Origin of the sequence: Chryseobacterium sp. WG14, assembly GCF_024586945.1 — a bacterium.
Taxonomy (GTDB): Bacteria; Bacteroidota; Bacteroidia; order Flavobacteriales; family Weeksellaceae; genus Chryseobacterium.
Map to the genome: position 1 here is coordinate 162,267 of NZ_JALCZD010000006.1, position 16,961 is coordinate 179,227.

A 16,961-nucleotide genomic window follows, 5' to 3' on the forward strand; every position below is an offset into this window, starting at 1 on the left:
GAGCCAAGGTGTGGATTTTATTCTTTAAAAAGCCCCCTTTATATCATTTTTTGATGTTGAAATATTGAAAAGGTTAGTTAGCAAAAATGAAAATTCAAATGTAGTTCTAAAGGGGGCTTGGCATTATTTGTATATTGAGATAATTAGTTTTTAATTGTTTCCGTTTTCCCATTTCACCTCTTCTCCCTGTGCTGCAGCACCGCCCTGCGCAACTGTAATAGGAGAGGTTTCCTGGTTAATATGATAAACATAGGCAGCAATTTTTTCAGCATCTTTTCCTGTAATGGTTCCGTCTTTTATGAATGGTCTCATGGTAGGATTGTTCGGAGAACCGTTTTCAAGCATCCAGAAAACATTTTTAAATAAACTTTTTTCTTTGATGTTGATCCAGTGGGTGTCGGTAAGGTTGGGGCCAATACCTCCTTTTCCACCATCTCCGTGACAGGTCACACAATTGGATTTGAAAAGTTCCTGTCCCTCTGCAATATTGTCTGCGCTGTATTTTGCAGTTTCCAGATTAATTTGAGGTGCCGTTTTTTCAAATTCTGCAATGGAAGCCAGCATTGTTTTTGTTTCTTTGGTATATTCCGCTTCCGGATGGGCATAATCTGTAAAGCTAAAAGCTGTTAAATACACAACACAGAAGATACATCCGAACCAGAATAAGCCGATCCACCATTTCGGAAGTGAATTATCAAGCTCTGTAATGCCATCAAAACCATGGTCAATAAGAATATCTTTTTCTTCAGTTACAGATTGTTTTTTGAAAGCAGAGTTCCATAACTTTTCATAATAGGGAACACTCTTTTCCGCCAGATACTTTTTTTTCTCTTCATCCGATAGTCTGCTGAAACTTTCATTTTCAATCATATCTCCTATAGAATTCATGATCATCAGAAGAATGATGGCAATCAGTATCAGCGCCCAGAAAAATGGAGAAGAAAAATATCCGGAATCGCTGGCGAACATTTCAAAAGCCATGATCGTTAAACCTAACGTTGTTGCGATATATATTGAAAGTGGGGTTCTCGTTTTCATTGCAATACAATTTTAATGATTAGTCTGCACTTGCTGTTTGAATCTGTGTCGTTTTGATATCTGTACCTAATCTCTGAAGATAAGCGATCATTGCCACAATTTCTCTTTGCTCAAGTGGTACATAAGCAGATCCTTTTGCTATTTTTTCTCGTGCCATCTGGTCTTTTACATCCGTAGCTTCTGCATAAATTCTTTTTACAATATCTTTTGACTGGTTGTCTGCCCATTGGCTGGCAGAATCAATCTGAGCTTTTGTGTAGGGTACATCAAAAGAATTTTTCATTAATTTTATTTTATCAACCATTTGGGAACGGTCCAGTTTATTGGTAATTAACCAAGGAAAACGGGGCATGATGGATCCTGCAGAAGTAATTCTTGGGTTGTACATATGTTTAAAGTGCCATGAATCCGGGTTTCTGCCACCTTCTCTGTGAAGATCAGGCCCTGTTCTCTTGGATCCCCATAAGAACGGTCTGTCGTAGATAAATTCCCCTGCTTTGGAATACTGTCCGTTTTTACCTTCGAATCGTAATACCTCATCACGGAAAGGCCTGATCATTTGGGAGTGACAAGAGTTACATCCCTCACGGACATATAAATCCCTTCCTTCCAGTTCCAGTGGTGTATATGGCTTTACCGCAGTAATAGTAGGAACACTTTGCTTAAGGGATAGCGTAGGAACAATTTCCACAAGCCCTCCAATGGCAATTGTAATAAATGCAAGAATAGATAGAAGTGCAGGAGTTCTTTCCAACCACAAATGCACCCCTTCACCTTCTTTTCTTCCTGTACCGATATTGGCTAAAACTGGTGCTTCAGCAGGAACTTCTTTTTGGAATGAACCGGCTTTAACCGTTCTGATCACATTGATTACCATTAAAATAGCTCCGGACAGATAAAGGATACCTCCTAAAAATCTCATTTTAAAGTAAGGAATGATTGCTGTAACAGTATCCAGCCAGTTTTTCCACAATAATGTTCCGTCCGGATTGAATTGTTTCCACATTAATCCTTGTGTGAATCCAGAAATATACATCGGTACTGCATAGAAAATAATTCCTAATGTTCCCAGCCAGAAATGCCAGTTGGCTAATTTTTTAGACCAAAGTGACGTTCTCCACATAATAGGAACCAGATAATAGATCACCCCGAATGCCATGAAACCATTCCATCCAAGAGCTCCTAAGTGTACGTGACCGATAACCCAGTCGGTATAGTGACCGATTTTATTTAAAGATTTTGTTGCTAATAAAGGTCCTTCAAAAGTAGCCATACCATAACAGGTAATTGCTACTACGAAGAATTTAAGGATAGGATTTTCTCTTACTTTATCCCAGGCTCCTCTTAAAGTAAGAAGACCATTTAACATTCCTCCCCAGGACGGAGCAATAAGCATAATAGAGAATCCTGTTCCTACTGCCTGCGCCCATGCCGGTAATGCTGTATATTGCAGGTGGTGAGGCCCGGCCCAAAGGTATACAAAGATCAACGACCAGAAGTGAATAATAGACAGTTTGTATGAGAATACCGGACGTTGTGCCGCTTTTGGCATAAAGTAATACATCAGACCTAATACAGGAGTGGTCAATACGAATGCTACCGCATTGTGACCATACCACCATTGTACTAATGCATCTTTTACACCTGCATATACAGAATAAGATTTCCAGCTTGTGAAAGATAAAGGAACCTCAAGGTTATTGAAGATGTGAAGCATGGCCACAGCAATCCAGGTTGCCACATAGAACCATATCGCCACATATAAATGTCTTACTCTTCTTTTGGTGATAGTTCCAAACATATTGATCCCGAAGATCACCCATGAGAAGGTAATTAATATATCAATAGGCCACTCATGTTCAGCATATTCTTTAGAAGTATTGATTCCCATTAAGAAAGTAACCACTACGGTAATGATCATAAACTGCCATGACCAGAAATGTATCCATGATAATGTATCACTGTACATTCTTGTTTTCAGGAGTCTTTGCATACTGTAATAAGCACCACAGAAAAAGGAATTACATACGAAAGCAAAAATGACGGCACTCGTGTGAAGCATTCTGATTCTTCCAAAGCCCAAAGCGCCCTGAGTGTTGATCAGTCCCTGAATATTTCCCGATGCTAAACTTTTAATAGTGGTATCATCTGTACCGAATAAAAATTCAGGTAATTCCGGGTAGAAAAGCATTAATGCTGCAGTAAGTCCCAGCAGAAATCCGATGAGCCCGAATACGATAGTAGCATAGAGGAATGCCCTGACAATATTATTGTCATAATTAAATTTTTGCGTCTCCATAAATTCCAATAGTGTTTACCGAAGTGATATTTTCTCTGAAACAGACTTATTTTCTGTCTTTTTCTATGATGAAAATAAATATCATGTAATGTGTATTATGTTTTGCCAAAGGTATTTATTAACTTTGTTAGAGTCTAATAGGTAATCTTCTAAACTATACCAAAAACTACTAAAACAGAAATGATGAAAGTGTGTGGCCAAAATATCAGGAAAATTCGTAGGAGCAGAGATCTTACTCAGGAATATATGGCCTTCGAAATGGGTATTTCCCAGAAGGCATACTCCGATATTGAAAATTCCAAGGTGAAGATCAATCTGGATATCCTGACTAAAATTTCAGATATTTTAGATATTAAACCTTCTGATATCTGCAGTATCTCACACAAATGTGGAACTGACGATGGATATGAGGATAAATACCAGAACCTTTTGGAATATATGAAGAAGAACAATATTTCAATTCCAAAAGAATATCTTTAAAAATAAAATAGCTTTTTTGTTTTTCGTGAGCCGGAATTGTCAATTTGCCCTATGGAACGAGAATTTCTGTGAAAAGTTTTTATATATTTAGCGCCTGAATAATTCATTCTATGAGCAACGAAAATAAAACAGGACAAAACGAAACTTTAGTTAGAGGATTAACAAACCGACATATACAATTAATTGCCCTTGGAGGTGCCATAGGAACCGGATTATTTCTAGGAATTGGACCCGCAGCTGTATTAGCCGGGCCCTCGGTTATTTTAGGGTATGCCTTAGCCGGTATTATTGCTTTTTTTATTATGCGCCAGCTTGGTGAAATGGTAGTTCAGGAGCCGGTATCGGGAAGTTTTAGCCACTTTGCCTATAGATATTGGGGGAATTTTCCGGGTTTTGCTTCCGGGTGGAATTACTGGATTCTCTATATTCTTGTAAGTATGGCCGAATTAACGGCTATTGGACACTATATCCATTTTTGGTGGCCGGAAATACCACTCTGGGTTTCCAGTTTATTCTTTTTTGTAGTGATCACAGCACTCAACCTTGCTTCTGTAAAAGTATATGGAGAAACTGAATTTTGGTTCTCTATCATCAAAGTGGTAGCCATTATTGCTATGATTGTTTTCGGAGTATATCTGCTTATTAGTGGAACGGGAGGAGAGAAGGCTACTGTTACAAACCTATGGAATGACGGTGGTTTCTTTCCAAAAGGGCTGTTTAATAAAACGGAAACCGGATTTTCAGGTTTGTTTGCTGCCATGGCCATGATTATGTTCTCATTTGGAGGATTGGAACTGATCGGTATTACAGCAGCAGAAGCTAAAAATCCTGAAAAAACAATTCCTCAGGCTACTAATCAGGTGATTTATAGAATCCTTATTTTCTATGTAGGAGCATTAGTGATTTTATTTTCATTAAGCCCATGGAGAGAAATTACAGAAGGGTCAAGCCCGTTTGTAATGGTTTTTCAAAACTTAAATGGCCTTGAATTCAGTCTTTTTGGTAAAGTAATTCAGTTCAATACATTGATTGCGAATGTTCTTAATTTAATTGTTTTGACAGCTGCTTTATCAGTTTACAACAGCAGTGTTTACAGTAACAGCCGGATGCTTTTTGGACTTGCCCAGCAGGGGAATGCCCCGAAGTTTTTGAAAAAACTGAATAAAAACTCTGTCCCTACAAATGCTATCCTAATCTCCTCATGTTTTGCCGGAATCTGTATCATCATTAATAAACTGGTTCCTGAAAAAGCTTTTGAGTACCTAATGGCTTTGGTAGTATCTACATTAATTATCAACTGGCTGATGATATGCTATACCCATTTGAAATTTAAAAGATCTATCAATAAATCAGGAATTCAATCCAAGTTTCCGTCCATATTCTATCCTGTATCCAATTATATCTGTATTGCCTTTTTGGTTTTAATTTTAATATTGATGAGTATTACAGGAATGGAAATTCAGGTGATTTTAATTCCGGTTTGGCTGGGCTTTTTATTTGTAATGTATAAACTGTATAAACCGAAATAAAATATAAAACAATCATATGTTTTAAAAGATGAAAATAAATTTATTTTCATCTTTTTTTGTTTTCCTCTATATAGGTAATTGTATCATATTAGTATAAAGCATTTGACAGCAGACTGGATTGAATTATTATAGCATCAGATATGTTTTCTTATGGGTATAAGGTTAAATAGCTGACCGGAAAAATTAATTCATCTGCGATTTTATTCACTATGTGTGTCATTTTTTGTACCTTAGTAAAGACAGTATTTCAAATTTAGGTGAAAATTACAGCCTGTCTGAAAATGCTGTCACGGAGATGCCGAACACCGTTCATAAAGTAGGCAACACTAAAAAGACACCTATGGCCAATTTATTTCAAACCCTTACAAACACTGTAAAACATTGGTATATCCCATTGATTTTTGGGATTCTTTTTCTGATCTGTGGTTTTTATGTATTCAGTGTGCCGCTTGCCACTTATGTTACACTTTCTATTTTCTTTAGTGTTTCATTCTTATTTTCGGGAATTACGGAAATATTCTTTTCCCTTCAAAACAACAAATCCTTACAGGGGTGGGGTTGGTTTCTTGTAAGTGGATTATTAACCACAGCAATAGGTCTTTACCTTATTGCAAATCCCCAGATTTCAATGGCCGTACTTCCGTTTGTTGTAGGATTTACCTTACTGTTTCGTTCTTTTCAGCTACTGGGCTTTGCTTTTGATCTGAAAAGTATGAAAATAATGAGCTGGGGAAATGTAGCTCTTGCCAGTGCCGGAGGAATTATATTTTCTTTACTGCTTATATTCAATCCTATATTTACCGGAATTTCTTTGGTTACCCTAACCGGAGTTTCCTTTATCTTTATGGGAATTGCCTCTATTATGCTGGCACTGGATTTACGGAAAGTTAAAAAAATTCCCGGAAAAGTAAGCCAGGAGCTGAGAGACCGGATTAAATCTATTCAGGATGAAATTGATGCGCTGAAAAAATAATTGATTATAATATTAGACCTCTTGCTGAGGTCTTTTTTTTGTACCTGTTTTCTACAATTATCCATAGGATATTTACCTTTGGTCAAAAACTTAAAGATGGAAAATATATATTCGGAATTGAAAATAAGTGAGATTAAAAATCTCATACATGGTTTACTTGGAGAGCTAAATAAGCTTGATAATGCGGGTGCAATAACTTTAAGAGAGGATTTATACTGGAATATTCTTGAAGGAGAATTGTATAACTCGTATGAAGAACCTAAGGGCTTGACAATGGGAAGTCTGAAAGAAGATTGGGAATTTTTACAAAAAGTTGTTAAAGGAGAGAGGGAGATAATAGATTATGATTTGTGTAAGCTGGCGTCAGTCTTAAGATTCTTAGGAAATAAGTGCATATTATTACAAAATAAGGTTTTATAAAGAACAAAAACCATCCTTAGATAAGGATGGTTTGTAGACCCACAGGGATTCGAACCCCGACTGACGGTACCAAAAACCGGAGTGCTACCGTTACACTATAGGTCTGTTTTATTTTGGTGGTGCAAATTTACAGCTTTTTTCTTTACTTACAAGAACTTTTTAAAAATTTTTCTAAATTTACTGTGCTTTTATGAATACTAGAATATGGTGATAGACTTCAATAATCTCAATATTAATAATTTATCGTTCAATACGGAATTTGAAAAAAAAGTTGAATCCTTTTTAGAAGAATGGTCTTTTAATGCCAACACGGTAAAAGTGCAGACTTCAGGTTCTACCGGAACACCTAAGATTTTTGAAATTGAGAAAAATAAAATGATTAATTCTGCGGTAATGACCTGTAACTTTTTGGGATTACAAAAAGGGGACAAGGCACTTTTATGTCTGCCGGTAGAATATATCTCCGGGAAAATGATGGTAGTGCGTGCTATGGAAAGAAAATTAAGGCTGATAGTATCAGAACCATCCTTACGACCTGTTGAAAACTTAGAGGAGGAAATAGATTTTTGTGCAATGACTCCTCTTCAGGTAGAAAATTCATTGGATAAGCTTCATTTGATCAAAAATCTCATTATTGGTGGTGCCGCAGTTTCCGAGAGTTTAAAAAATAAAATTCTTAAAATGAATCTGAATATTTCAAATCGTATTTTTGAAACCTATGGAATGTCTGAAACACTTTCTCATATTGCATTAAGGCAGCTGGTGCCCGAGCCGGCAGACTATTTTACTGCTTTTGAAAATGTAAGTATTTCTTTGGATGAAAGAGCATGTTTAAAAATTTTTGCCCCTGCTGTAAATGATGATGTATTAATAACCAATGATTTAGTTGAAATTAAAGGTGAAAAACAGTTTAGATTTTTGGGACGGATTGATAATGTAATCAATTCCGGCGGTGCAAAAATTTTTCCGGAAACTCTTGAAGCCCTGGTGAAAAAAATGATCCCGAATGAAGTTGTATTTTTAGGACTAAAAGACGAGAGTTTGGGCCAAAAATTGATACTGGTTATAGAAGGAAATAAATCTGAGGACCTGATCATGAGGATTTCAGAAATATCATTTGATAAAAATTTCCACAAACCCAAAGAGATTATTTTTATAGATGAAGTGCCAAGAACGCCAAATGGAAAAATAAATAGAATAGAACTGTACAAAAAGATAAATGAAAGGGCTTGATTTTTTCTTGTTCTAAAAAGTAAATACAATGAAAGACTTTTCAAAAGAACTCAGTTTCAAGACCTCCCGGAGTAGTGGAGCAGGAGGACAAAACGTGAACAAAGTAGAGACTGCTGTTACCGTACTTTGGGAAGTGAGTGCATCTGTTTTTTTTCATGAAGATCAGAAAGCATTAATATTGGATAAACTGAAAAACAGAATCAATGCTGATGGAGTTTTATTTTTAACTGTTTCTGAAAGCAGAACCCAGCTGATGAATAAAAATAAAGCGATAGAGAAAATAATTGAACTGGTGAACAAAGCTCTCATTGTTCCCAAAAAAAGAACTGCTACGAAACCCTCAAAAGCTCAGAAACAGAAAAGACTGGATAGTAAGAAAAAGCTTTCTGATAAGAAAGAAAACAGACGGTTTAAATTGTAGTTGTTTACTCAGAAATAACGATTGCTTTCAGTATGTTGAAAGATATGATAATGGTGGAAAAATATTAATTTGACGATGATTTGCCACTGGATTTCGATTTTAAGTCCTATATTTGTTAGGATTAAAATACAATATAATGACAGCAACAATCTTTTTATCTGCAATACGCCGAGCGTCAGGATTGCTGCTGTCATTACTTTATCTACATAGAGATTCTTTTCTTAAAAGTTCTAAGGACTTTATCAATTAAGCCCTGTCAGGATCCAAGACAGGGAGACTTTCCAAACTTTTTATCTATTATTTTTGCAGTTTTCTATCCATAGAATACAGTATATCTATGCTTATATTCTACATTGGATCATAGGAGAATGACCGCAATTTAATCTTAAAATTGAAAAAATGTCCGATCATATTATTGTAACCACAGGGATTTATGATGCCATAAAAGATACACTCAGAAGAAAGAAAGTAAGCATTCAGGAAGAAAACAGACTTTCTCAGGAACTTAGAAAAGCTAAACAGGTTTTAAGAAGAGATTTACCTTCTGATATCGTAACTGTTAACAGAAAAGTGACTTTAAAAGATCACACCCTGGATTTGGAGCACGAATATATTTTTGTGCCTTCTACTCAGGCAAAACTTAAAAAGAATAAACATTCCATACTTTCTGATATTGCCCTTGCCGTTGTAGGCTATAAAGTAGGAGATGTTATAGAATGGCCTTTCAAAGATGGAGAACGTAAAATTGAAATCCTGAAAGTAGCTCCTTGGGAAGGATAAATCTTTGTTGAAAACTATTAAATTACAATGAAAGCGGGGTTCACTTTGAACCCCACTTTTTTAATTTCATTAGCTCAACTGTTTTGGAAAACGCAAAGGCGTAAGTTTTTTATATTATGTGTGCTTTAAGGCGCAAAGATTTTATTTCCGATAAAATTGAAATTGTTGAATCCATATACATAACCTTGCTGAAAATCTTAGATTTTCTTGCGCCTAAAAACTTTCACACTACATGAAAAGTTCTTTGCGCCTTTGCGTTTCCCAACAAAACAGCTTTAGCATTTAACAAATGATAAAAAAGAAGACCTCCATTATACTTTCTTCAAGTGCGTTGGCTGCATTCCATTTTTAAGTTTTATCTTTGCAAAAATTAAAAAAATGAACAAACCAATTTCTGAGTTTATAGAAAAATATTTTCTGCATTTCAATGCGGCAGCGTTGGTAGATGCCTCTAAAGGATATGTGGCGCATCTTAAAGATGGTGGAAAGATGATGATTACTTTAGCAGGAGCAATGTCTACTGCTGAATTAGGTAAAATCCTTGCAGAAATGATCCGTCAGGGAAAAGTGGACTTCATCTCTTGTACAGGAGCAAACCTTGAAGAGGATCTTATGAACCTTGTGGCTCACTCCCACTACGAAAGAGTTCCTGACTATAGAGACCTTACTCCACAACAGGAATGGGATCTGTTGGAGAGAGGATTAAACAGAGTTACAGATACTTGTATCCCTGAAGAAGAGGCATTCAGAAGATTACAGAAACATATCGTTGAAATCTGGAAAGATGCAGAAGCGAAAGGAGAAAGATATTTCCCGCACGAATTTATGTACAAAATGATCCTTTCAGGAGTATTGGAGCAGTATTATGAGATTCCTAGAGAAAATTCCTGGATGATTGCTGCTGCAGAAGCAAACCTGCCAATCGTAGTTCCGGGATGGGAAGATTCTACAATGGGTAATATTTTTGCTTCTTACTGCATCAAAGGAGAGCTTACAGCTACTACAATGAAGTCAGGAATTGAGTATATGACTTACCTTGCTGACTGGTATACTAAAAACTCAGGAGGTAAGGGAGTTGGATTCTTCCAGATAGGAGGAGGTATTGCTGGGGATTTCCCAATCTGTGTAGTACCTATGTTATATCAGGATATGGAAATGCATGACATTCCTTTCTGGTCTTATTTCTGCCAGATCTCTGACTCTACAACATCGTATGGTTCATATTCAGGAGCGGTTCCAAATGAGAAAATCACTTGGGGTAAACTGGATATCACTACACCGAAGTTTATCGTTGAAAGTGATGCAACGATCTGTGCACCATTGATGTTCTCTTACATCTTAGAAAATTCTTAAGAATAAATTTCTCAGAAGAGATGACTATAATAGGCGCTTCAATTGATTTGGAGCGCTTTTTTATTTCTGGTGTTGTTTGTTTGTTTGTTTGTTTGTTTGTTTGTTTGTTGGAAAACGCAAAGGCGCAAAGAATGGTAAATAGCATACTGTTTTAAGACGCAAGAAAAATCAAAGATTTTCAGCAGGGAAAATGAAAGGATATGAGATTAAATTTCAAAATCTGCGTAAGCTGCAATATCAACGAGATAAAATAAACTATGCACTGTGCAATTTTATCGCAGATAAAATCTTTGCGCCTTACAACATGAAGTATTCAAGTCTTTTGCACCTTAGCGTTTACCAACACATTCTATCCTAAGATCTGTGTCATCTGTAGTTCTTAAAATTTATAAAACCATTGAATTTACGGGTACAAAATAAGGATATGCCAAGATTCTTTTTTAATTTTTAATTTTGATCGATTTGCTTTAAAGTGGCTTTCTTTTCTGATGTTGGCTTTGTTTGAAAACGCAAAGGCGCAAAGAATGGTAAATAGCATACTGTTTTAAGACGCAAGAAAATCAAAGATTTTCAGCAGGGAAAATGAAAGGATATGAGATTAAATTTCAAAATCTGCGTAAGCTGCAATATCAACGAGATAAAATAAACTATGCACTGTGCAATTTTATCGCAGATAAAATCTTTGCGCCTTACAACATGAAGTATTCAAGTCTTTTGCACCTTAGCGTTTACCAACACATTCTATCCTAAGATCTGTGTCATCTGTAGTTCTTAAAATTTATAAAACCATTGAATTTACGGGTACAAAATAAGGATATGCCAAGATTCTTTTTTAATTTTTAATTTTGATCGATTTGCTTTAAAGTGGCTTTCTTTTCTGATGTTGGCTTTGTTTGAAAACGCAAAGGCGCAAAGAATGGTAAATAGCATACTGTTTTAAGACGCAAGAAAATCAAAGATTTTCAGCAGGGAAAATGAAAGGATATAAGATTAAATTTCAAAATCTGCGTAAGCTGCAATATCAACGAGATAAAATAAACTATGTACTGTGCAATTTTATCGTAGATAAAATCTTTGCGCCTTACAATAACATGGAGTATTCAAATCCCTTGCGTCTTAGCGTTTACCAACACATTCTATCCTAAGATCTGTGTCATCTGTAGTTCTATAAAAATTTTATAAAAACATCAATCCATTGAATTTACGAGTACAAAATAGCGATACGCCAAGATTCCTTTTTCAATTTTTGTTAACTGGTTAGGATCTTTCTTACTCAGAGATGGAAGTACCTTTTTATTGACTGCATTCAGCAGCCGGAAAAATGATTTTTTCATATCTTTATCTTTTAAATGAAACATCATTGAATCCATATGAGTTCAAAAATAATGCAAATCTTTTGAAATCCGGATTGTATGGTTTTCAATTACTTAATCAACTACAGAAAGGTATGGATGAAATTTTCAAACAACAGGTCTACGAAGTGGCGAAACTTATTCCCAAGGGCAGGGTTTCTACATACGGAGCTATAGCCAAAGCTGTGGGCTACCCGAATCATTCCCGTCATGTAGGGAAAGCTATGGGAGGATGTCCTGAAGATGTTCCTGCTCACCGTGTGATTTCAAGTTCAGGAGTGCTCTCTGTTCCTGAATTTCAACCAAAGCTGGAAGCGGAAGGTCTTACGATAGAAAATCTTAGGATAAAAAATTTCAAAAAACTGTTTTGGAATCCGATGGAAGAGCTTTAATACATTTATATTTCCAATAATTAGCTTCCGATAGCTTCTTTTACAGCTATAGCAAATGATTTTGCTTTGGTATAAAGATTTTAGTCTACAACCTATATTAAAAAATTCATCCACCGGCATTGCCAATGGATGAATTTTTTTGTAACATTGAGTGTAACTTATTGAATTATAGAATAAATACGCCTGTTCTAAACAGTTGTTATTTCAGACTTTTCAAGTTATCTTTCAGCCTTTTATTCTCTTCTTTTAATAAGGTGATATAAGATTGTAGGTTCTCAACAATAGTTCCTGGGATATTATCATAATTATTCTGAGTCACGATGGCATTTGCAGATTTGTCATTAAATACCGGATGATCATTATTCACAATAATTTTAGATTCCTCTTCCTCATATATTTCTTCTACAGGAACTTCTAAAAAACGGGCAATTTTGTCCCATTCATCTTTAATGATCTTTACATCACCACTTTCTTTTCTGCTGTAGTTGGATACATCCGTTGCGATAAAATCAGCTACCTGTTGCTGGGTATAGCCTTTTTGCTTTCTTATGATGCGTAATTTTTCTTTTTGCATGACCGACATTTTATACAAAAATGGCAAAAAAGCATAAGCTATACAATAAAAAGTAAAAAAAAATATGTTTTAAAGAATAAGATTAAAGATAAATGAAACTAAACTTAAAAATACAGGTGCTATTTGATTTAATTGTTGAAAATTTTCTTCGTATTAGCCTTTTATTTTGCAATAACTTCCGAGTGATCAAAGATTATTTGGTAAGAGATGAGATTTAAACCTATAAGGTTTAATACAATAATATATTCATTTAGATTACTGTTGATGATTTTTGGATTGTTTTTATTTTTTGTAAGACGAAAAGAATTCTTCATGTATTGTGGAAATTTTAAGACGCAAGAAAATCAAAGATTTTCAGCAAGGAACAGAATAGGATTAAATTTTCTCGCAGATTCAGCAAATGCTGATTAAAATCTACGTAATCTGCAAAATCAGCGTGAGATAATAAAATATACCGTAAACAATTTTATCGGAGATAAAATCTTTGCGCCTTAAAGCATGAGTTATATCAAAAAACTTGCGCCTTTGCGTTTTTCCAAACTTTTCATACAAAAAAAAGACTGCTTCAAAATGAAACAGTCTCTTGCGTATTATTATTTTTCAAGTTGCTTATAGCTTCTCTGTATGAAATCTGTCAGGTCTTTTCCTTTCAGTAGGTTCTGTGAAAGCTTGGCAAGGTCCAGAGCATATTTGATCAAATTTTGCTTTTCTTCACTACTTTCTGTCTTTAAAATCTGATTGGAAAGTTCACTGTTGGAATTGACAACAAGATTGTACATTTCGGGGAATCCTCCCATTCCGAACATTCCGCCTCCGCCAGTAGCCTGCATTTCTTTCATTCTTCTCATAAACTCTGGCTGAGTGATGGTGAACGGAGCATCACTGCTGTCAAGATCTTCAAGCTGAACCGTAAATTTAGCATCCTGTATTGCTTCTTCTACATTCTTTTTCAAAGATTCCTTTTCAGTTTCATTTAATTTTGAAATAACCGGCTCATCTTTTTTGATCAGGTTATTGATGTGATCAGCATCTACTCTTGCGAATGAGATGTTTTCTTTGGAAGTTTCCAGTTTCTGGATAACGTGAGGAATGATAGGAGAGTCTAATAAAAGTACCTCATATCCTTTATCTTTTGCAGATTGGATGTAGCTGTGCTGTTCATCAGCATTGGTAGCATACAGAACAACTAATTTGTTGTCCTTATCTGTTTGTGACGGCTTGATTTTCTCAACTAATTCATCCCATAAAAAGTATTTTCCGTCTGTGGTAGGATACAACGTAAATTTATCTGCTTTTTCAGAAAACTTCTCTTCAGTGATAATTCCGTACTCGATAACGATTTTAATATCGTTCCATTTTTTCTCATAATCTTCACGGTTTTCATTGATCAGAGAAACCATTTTATCGGCTACTTTTTTGGTAATGTAAGAAGAAATTTTCTTTACAGCACCGTCTGCCTGAAGATAAGAACGGGATACATTTAACGGAATATCTGGTGAGTCGATAACCCCTCTAAGAAGCATCAGGAAATCCGGAACGATACCTTTTACTTCATCTGTTACAAATACCTGATTCTGGTAGAGCTGGATCTTATCCTTGTCGATATTCAGATTGTTGCTCAGTTTTGGGAAGAATAAAACTCCGGTAAGATTGAAAGGGTAATCAACATTAAGGTGAATATTGAACAGAGGTTCATCAAACTGCATTGGATACAGTTCGTGATAGAACTTCATATAATCCTCGTTGGTTAGCTCGCTTGGAGCGATAGTCCATGCCGGTGTAGGGTTGTTGATGATATTATCTACTTCTTCTGTTTCCGCAACTGCATCTTCAGGGGCGTCTTCCGGTAAAGGCAGGGTATGTGTTTTTGTTCCGAATTTAATAGGAACAGGCATGAATTTATTGTATTTTGATAATAGCTCACGGATTTTTCCTTCTTCTAAAAACTCTACAGAATCTTCTGCAATGTGAAGGATGATTTCTGTACCTCTGTCTGTTTTATCTGTGGTTTCCTCAAGGGTGAATTCCGGGCTTCCATCGCAGATCCATCTTACAGCGGGTTCATCTTTATATGATTTGGTAAGGATTTCCACTTTCTCAGCTACCATAAATGCAGAGTAGAATCCAAGCCCAAAATGTCCGATAATTCCGGAATCTTTTGCAGAATCTTTATACTTTTCCAAAAACTCTTCAGCTCCGGAAAATGCAACCTGGTTGATGTATTTTTCAACCTCTTCACCCGTCATGCCAATACCCTGATCGATGATGCGTAACGTTTTTTGTTCCTTGTCAATTTTAACCTCAAGTTTTGGGTTTCCATATTCAACCTTAGCCTCTCCGATACTTGTCAAATGCTTTAATTTCAATGTAGCATCAGTAGCATTAGAGATTAACTCTCTTAAAAATATTTCGTGGTCGCTGTAAAGAAACTTTTTAATAAGAGGAAAAATATTTTCAACAGATACATTAATATTTCCTTTAGTCATAATATTTTAGATTTTAATTGTTCAACATACTTCTCAAAAAAAATACCACAGCGAAGAATGTGACAGAATGACATTTTTTTTATGAGAGGTCTATTCATCCCTTTTATTATATTTACCGCCAATTATAATAACAATATGGGAATCTTTAATTTTTTTAAGAAAAAAGAAAACAGACAGGAGGAAGTTTATGCTCCGGTTCAGCACAATGAAACATCAGATAAAAATGTAATGGCAGAAGCTGAAGAAGTGGAAGTAATGGTAGATACATTACCTGAACAACCTTCACAGCCGGTTGAAGAAAAGAAGATCAATAATGAATATGAAAAAATAAAGGTTTACAATGATTATATTGTCTATTCCATTGCGCTTCAGCTAAAGGGTGATTATGCTCCTATTTCTGCATTTCAAAAGGAAAATGGTGAAGTGGAAGGCTTTGCTTATATGGTGAAAGATGCTACCTATATGTTTTCAATGGAAGATGCTATTGGAAGAATGGAAGAAAAGTTTGAGTCCGAACTTAAAGAGGGTAAGATCAGGTCATATATGATTTTATACCATTCTAAGTTTGACGATAATGACAACCACGAAGTGGCAACAAAGGAGGGAGAGTTCAAATCTATCACGCTTTCCTATCATTGTAAAGGTTTTGATAAGGCTAAAACTGCGTTGTCTTATGTTTTTGAAAACCAAAGTATTACTTATAAAGGCTTTTCGGAATTTTCTCAGGAAGAAAATAATGAAATCATGAATCACCAGTTGGTAGAAGGTAAAGAGTACTTCACCAATATAGAAGAAATTAAAATACCGGAATGGGTTAATGAAGCCGGGATCATTATTAAGAAATCAAATGTGCATACGCTTGCAAGCACGTGGGGTGGTGTTTTCGGATTTGAAAATTTTCAGAATCAGGAAGAATTTTCTCAGTATTTGATTCATACCATGTCTTTATTTAGAATGGAAGATCCTGCTTATGACCAGGATAAACTGAAGTACACAGAATTTAAAGATGTAAAATTCAAGCCGGTGCTTTCCGATGATTTTAATACCATGTATCCGGAAGTAAAAACTGATTTTTCCCTGAATTTTGAGACAAAGGAAATTAACGAATGGGAAAATGTGAACAACAATGAAGCGGTGATTGGAGGTTCGGCAAGAGATACCTTTGGACTTTGGTTTTTCGCAACGGATTATGTGAAGAATAGGAACAGATATTTAACACAGACAAATTTAAATGTTAATATCAGTGGGATTATTTTTGTACTGGATCTTCATGAGAACTTTGAGTTACCGGACGGAACGATAACCGGAGAGGATTTTACAGCGTATAAGCCAAGTCAGGACCTGCCTAATTATGGATGTTTTGATTTTATAGGTAAAATTATTGACTTCAGAGAAACGGAAGTACTGGCAGATGGAAGCGCTAAAGGCTATATCCTGAAATTAAAATTGATTACAAATTCTGAAATGGAAGACTTCTTTACCATTGATGCTTTTGTTAGTAAAGGAAATATGAGATTTGAAAGGCTGACAAAAGGAATGCAGGTTGCCGGAGCCCTACAGCTGCAGGGTAGGATTGCAGAATAATAATAAGCATACAAAAGAAAAGCGGTCTGAAAATTCAGACCGTTTTT

15 protein-coding genes and 1 tRNA gene are annotated in these 16,961 nt (G+C 35.6%); 10 read left to right on the forward strand and 6 right to left on the reverse strand.

Annotated elements, in window-relative coordinates; genetic code table 11:
- Positions 1 to 150 precede the first annotated feature (150 nt).
- Entirely contained in the window at positions 151 to 1,038 is an 888-nt protein-coding gene (locus MP478_RS12415) for a cbb3-type cytochrome c oxidase N-terminal domain-containing protein (protein WP_230038115.1), read from the reverse strand.
- A 19-nt stretch (positions 1,039 to 1,057) separates the two neighbouring features.
- Positions 1,058 to 3,337 (reverse strand): cytochrome-c oxidase, cbb3-type subunit I, encoded by a 2,280-nt coding sequence (gene ccoN, locus MP478_RS12420; protein ID WP_257200630.1) that lies wholly within the window; start codon positions 3,335 to 3,337, stop codon positions 1,058 to 1,060.
- 180 nt (positions 3,338 to 3,517) lie between these two features.
- Between ccoN and MP478_RS12425 the strand changes: the two genes are divergently transcribed.
- The 4 genes from MP478_RS12425 (at position 3,518) to MP478_RS12440 (ending at position 6,739) form a co-directional block, all read left to right on the forward strand.
- A complete protein-coding gene (locus tag MP478_RS12425) occupies positions 3,518 to 3,817 on the forward strand; it encodes a helix-turn-helix domain-containing protein (RefSeq protein ID WP_228406077.1) in 300 nt (99 codons plus the stop codon).
- Positions 3,818 to 3,927: 110 nt separating this feature from the next.
- Positions 3,928 to 5,346: an amino acid permease gene (locus tag MP478_RS12430; RefSeq protein WP_257200631.1), complete on the forward strand. Its 1,419-nt coding sequence runs from the start codon at positions 3,928 to 3,930 to the stop codon at positions 5,344 to 5,346.
- Positions 5,347 to 5,686: 340 nt separating this feature from the next.
- Positions 5,687 to 6,319, forward strand: a complete 633-nt coding sequence (locus MP478_RS12435) for an HdeD family acid-resistance protein (protein ID WP_257200632.1) — start codon at positions 5,687 to 5,689, stop codon at positions 6,317 to 6,319.
- A 96-nt stretch (positions 6,320 to 6,415) separates the two neighbouring features.
- Positions 6,416 to 6,739 carry a hypothetical protein gene (locus MP478_RS12440; RefSeq protein WP_257200633.1) on the forward strand — a complete coding sequence of 108 codons (324 nt, stop codon included), beginning with the start codon at positions 6,416 to 6,418 and terminating at the stop codon, positions 6,737 to 6,739.
- A gap of 34 nt (positions 6,740 to 6,773) precedes the next feature.
- Here the strand turns inward: MP478_RS12440 and MP478_RS12445 are convergent.
- Positions 6,774 to 6,844: transfer RNA gene (locus MP478_RS12445), tRNA-Gln, on the reverse strand.
- A 99-nt stretch (positions 6,845 to 6,943) separates the two neighbouring features.
- On the opposite strand from MP478_RS12445, the gene MP478_RS12450 reads away from it, so the two are divergent.
- The 4 genes from MP478_RS12450 (at position 6,944) to MP478_RS12465 (ending at position 10,526) form a co-directional block, all read left to right on the forward strand.
- On the forward strand, positions 6,944 to 7,972 hold the full coding sequence (locus MP478_RS12450; RefSeq protein WP_257200634.1) for an AMP-binding protein: 1,029 nt from the start codon (positions 6,944 to 6,946) through the stop codon (positions 7,970 to 7,972).
- A 28-nt stretch (positions 7,973 to 8,000) separates the two neighbouring features.
- A complete protein-coding gene (gene arfB, locus MP478_RS12455; protein ID WP_230038103.1) occupies positions 8,001 to 8,393 on the forward strand; it encodes an alternative ribosome rescue aminoacyl-tRNA hydrolase ArfB in 393 nt (130 codons plus the stop codon).
- Between the two features lie 399 nt (positions 8,394 to 8,792).
- Positions 8,793 to 9,173, forward strand: a complete 381-nt coding sequence (locus MP478_RS12460; protein ID WP_257189754.1) for a GreA/GreB family elongation factor — start codon at positions 8,793 to 8,795, stop codon at positions 9,171 to 9,173.
- A 378-nt stretch (positions 9,174 to 9,551) separates the two neighbouring features.
- Positions 9,552 to 10,526 (forward strand): deoxyhypusine synthase family protein, encoded by a 975-nt coding sequence (locus MP478_RS12465; protein WP_230038099.1) that lies wholly within the window; start codon positions 9,552 to 9,554, stop codon positions 10,524 to 10,526.
- 1,187 nt (positions 10,527 to 11,713) lie between these two features.
- On the opposite strand, the gene MP478_RS12470 is transcribed toward MP478_RS12465, so the two are convergent.
- On the reverse strand, positions 11,714 to 11,860 hold the full coding sequence (locus tag MP478_RS12470) for a hypothetical protein (protein ID WP_230038097.1): 147 nt from the start codon (positions 11,858 to 11,860) through the stop codon (positions 11,714 to 11,716).
- A 113-nt stretch (positions 11,861 to 11,973) separates the two neighbouring features.
- Between MP478_RS12470 and MP478_RS12475 the strand changes: the two genes are divergently transcribed.
- Positions 11,974 to 12,270, forward strand: a complete 297-nt coding sequence (locus tag MP478_RS12475) for an MGMT family protein (RefSeq protein ID WP_230038306.1) — start codon at positions 11,974 to 11,976, stop codon at positions 12,268 to 12,270.
- 199 nt (positions 12,271 to 12,469) lie between these two features.
- On the opposite strand, the gene MP478_RS12480 is transcribed toward MP478_RS12475, so the two are convergent.
- A complete protein-coding gene (locus MP478_RS12480) occupies positions 12,470 to 12,844 on the reverse strand; it encodes a helix-turn-helix domain-containing protein (RefSeq protein WP_230038095.1) in 375 nt (124 codons plus the stop codon).
- Between the two features lie 593 nt (positions 12,845 to 13,437).
- Positions 13,438 to 15,330, reverse strand: coding sequence for a molecular chaperone HtpG (gene htpG / locus MP478_RS12485; RefSeq protein WP_230038093.1), 1,893 nt, complete (start codon positions 15,328 to 15,330; stop codon positions 13,438 to 13,440).
- An 81-nt stretch (positions 15,331 to 15,411) separates the two neighbouring features.
- Here htpG and MP478_RS12490 point away from each other — a divergent pair, with 81 nt between their 5' ends.
- Positions 15,412 to 16,914: a hypothetical protein gene (locus tag MP478_RS12490; protein ID WP_257190947.1), complete on the forward strand. Its 1,503-nt coding sequence runs from the start codon at positions 15,412 to 15,414 to the stop codon at positions 16,912 to 16,914.
- Positions 16,915 to 16,961 lie beyond the last annotated feature (47 nt).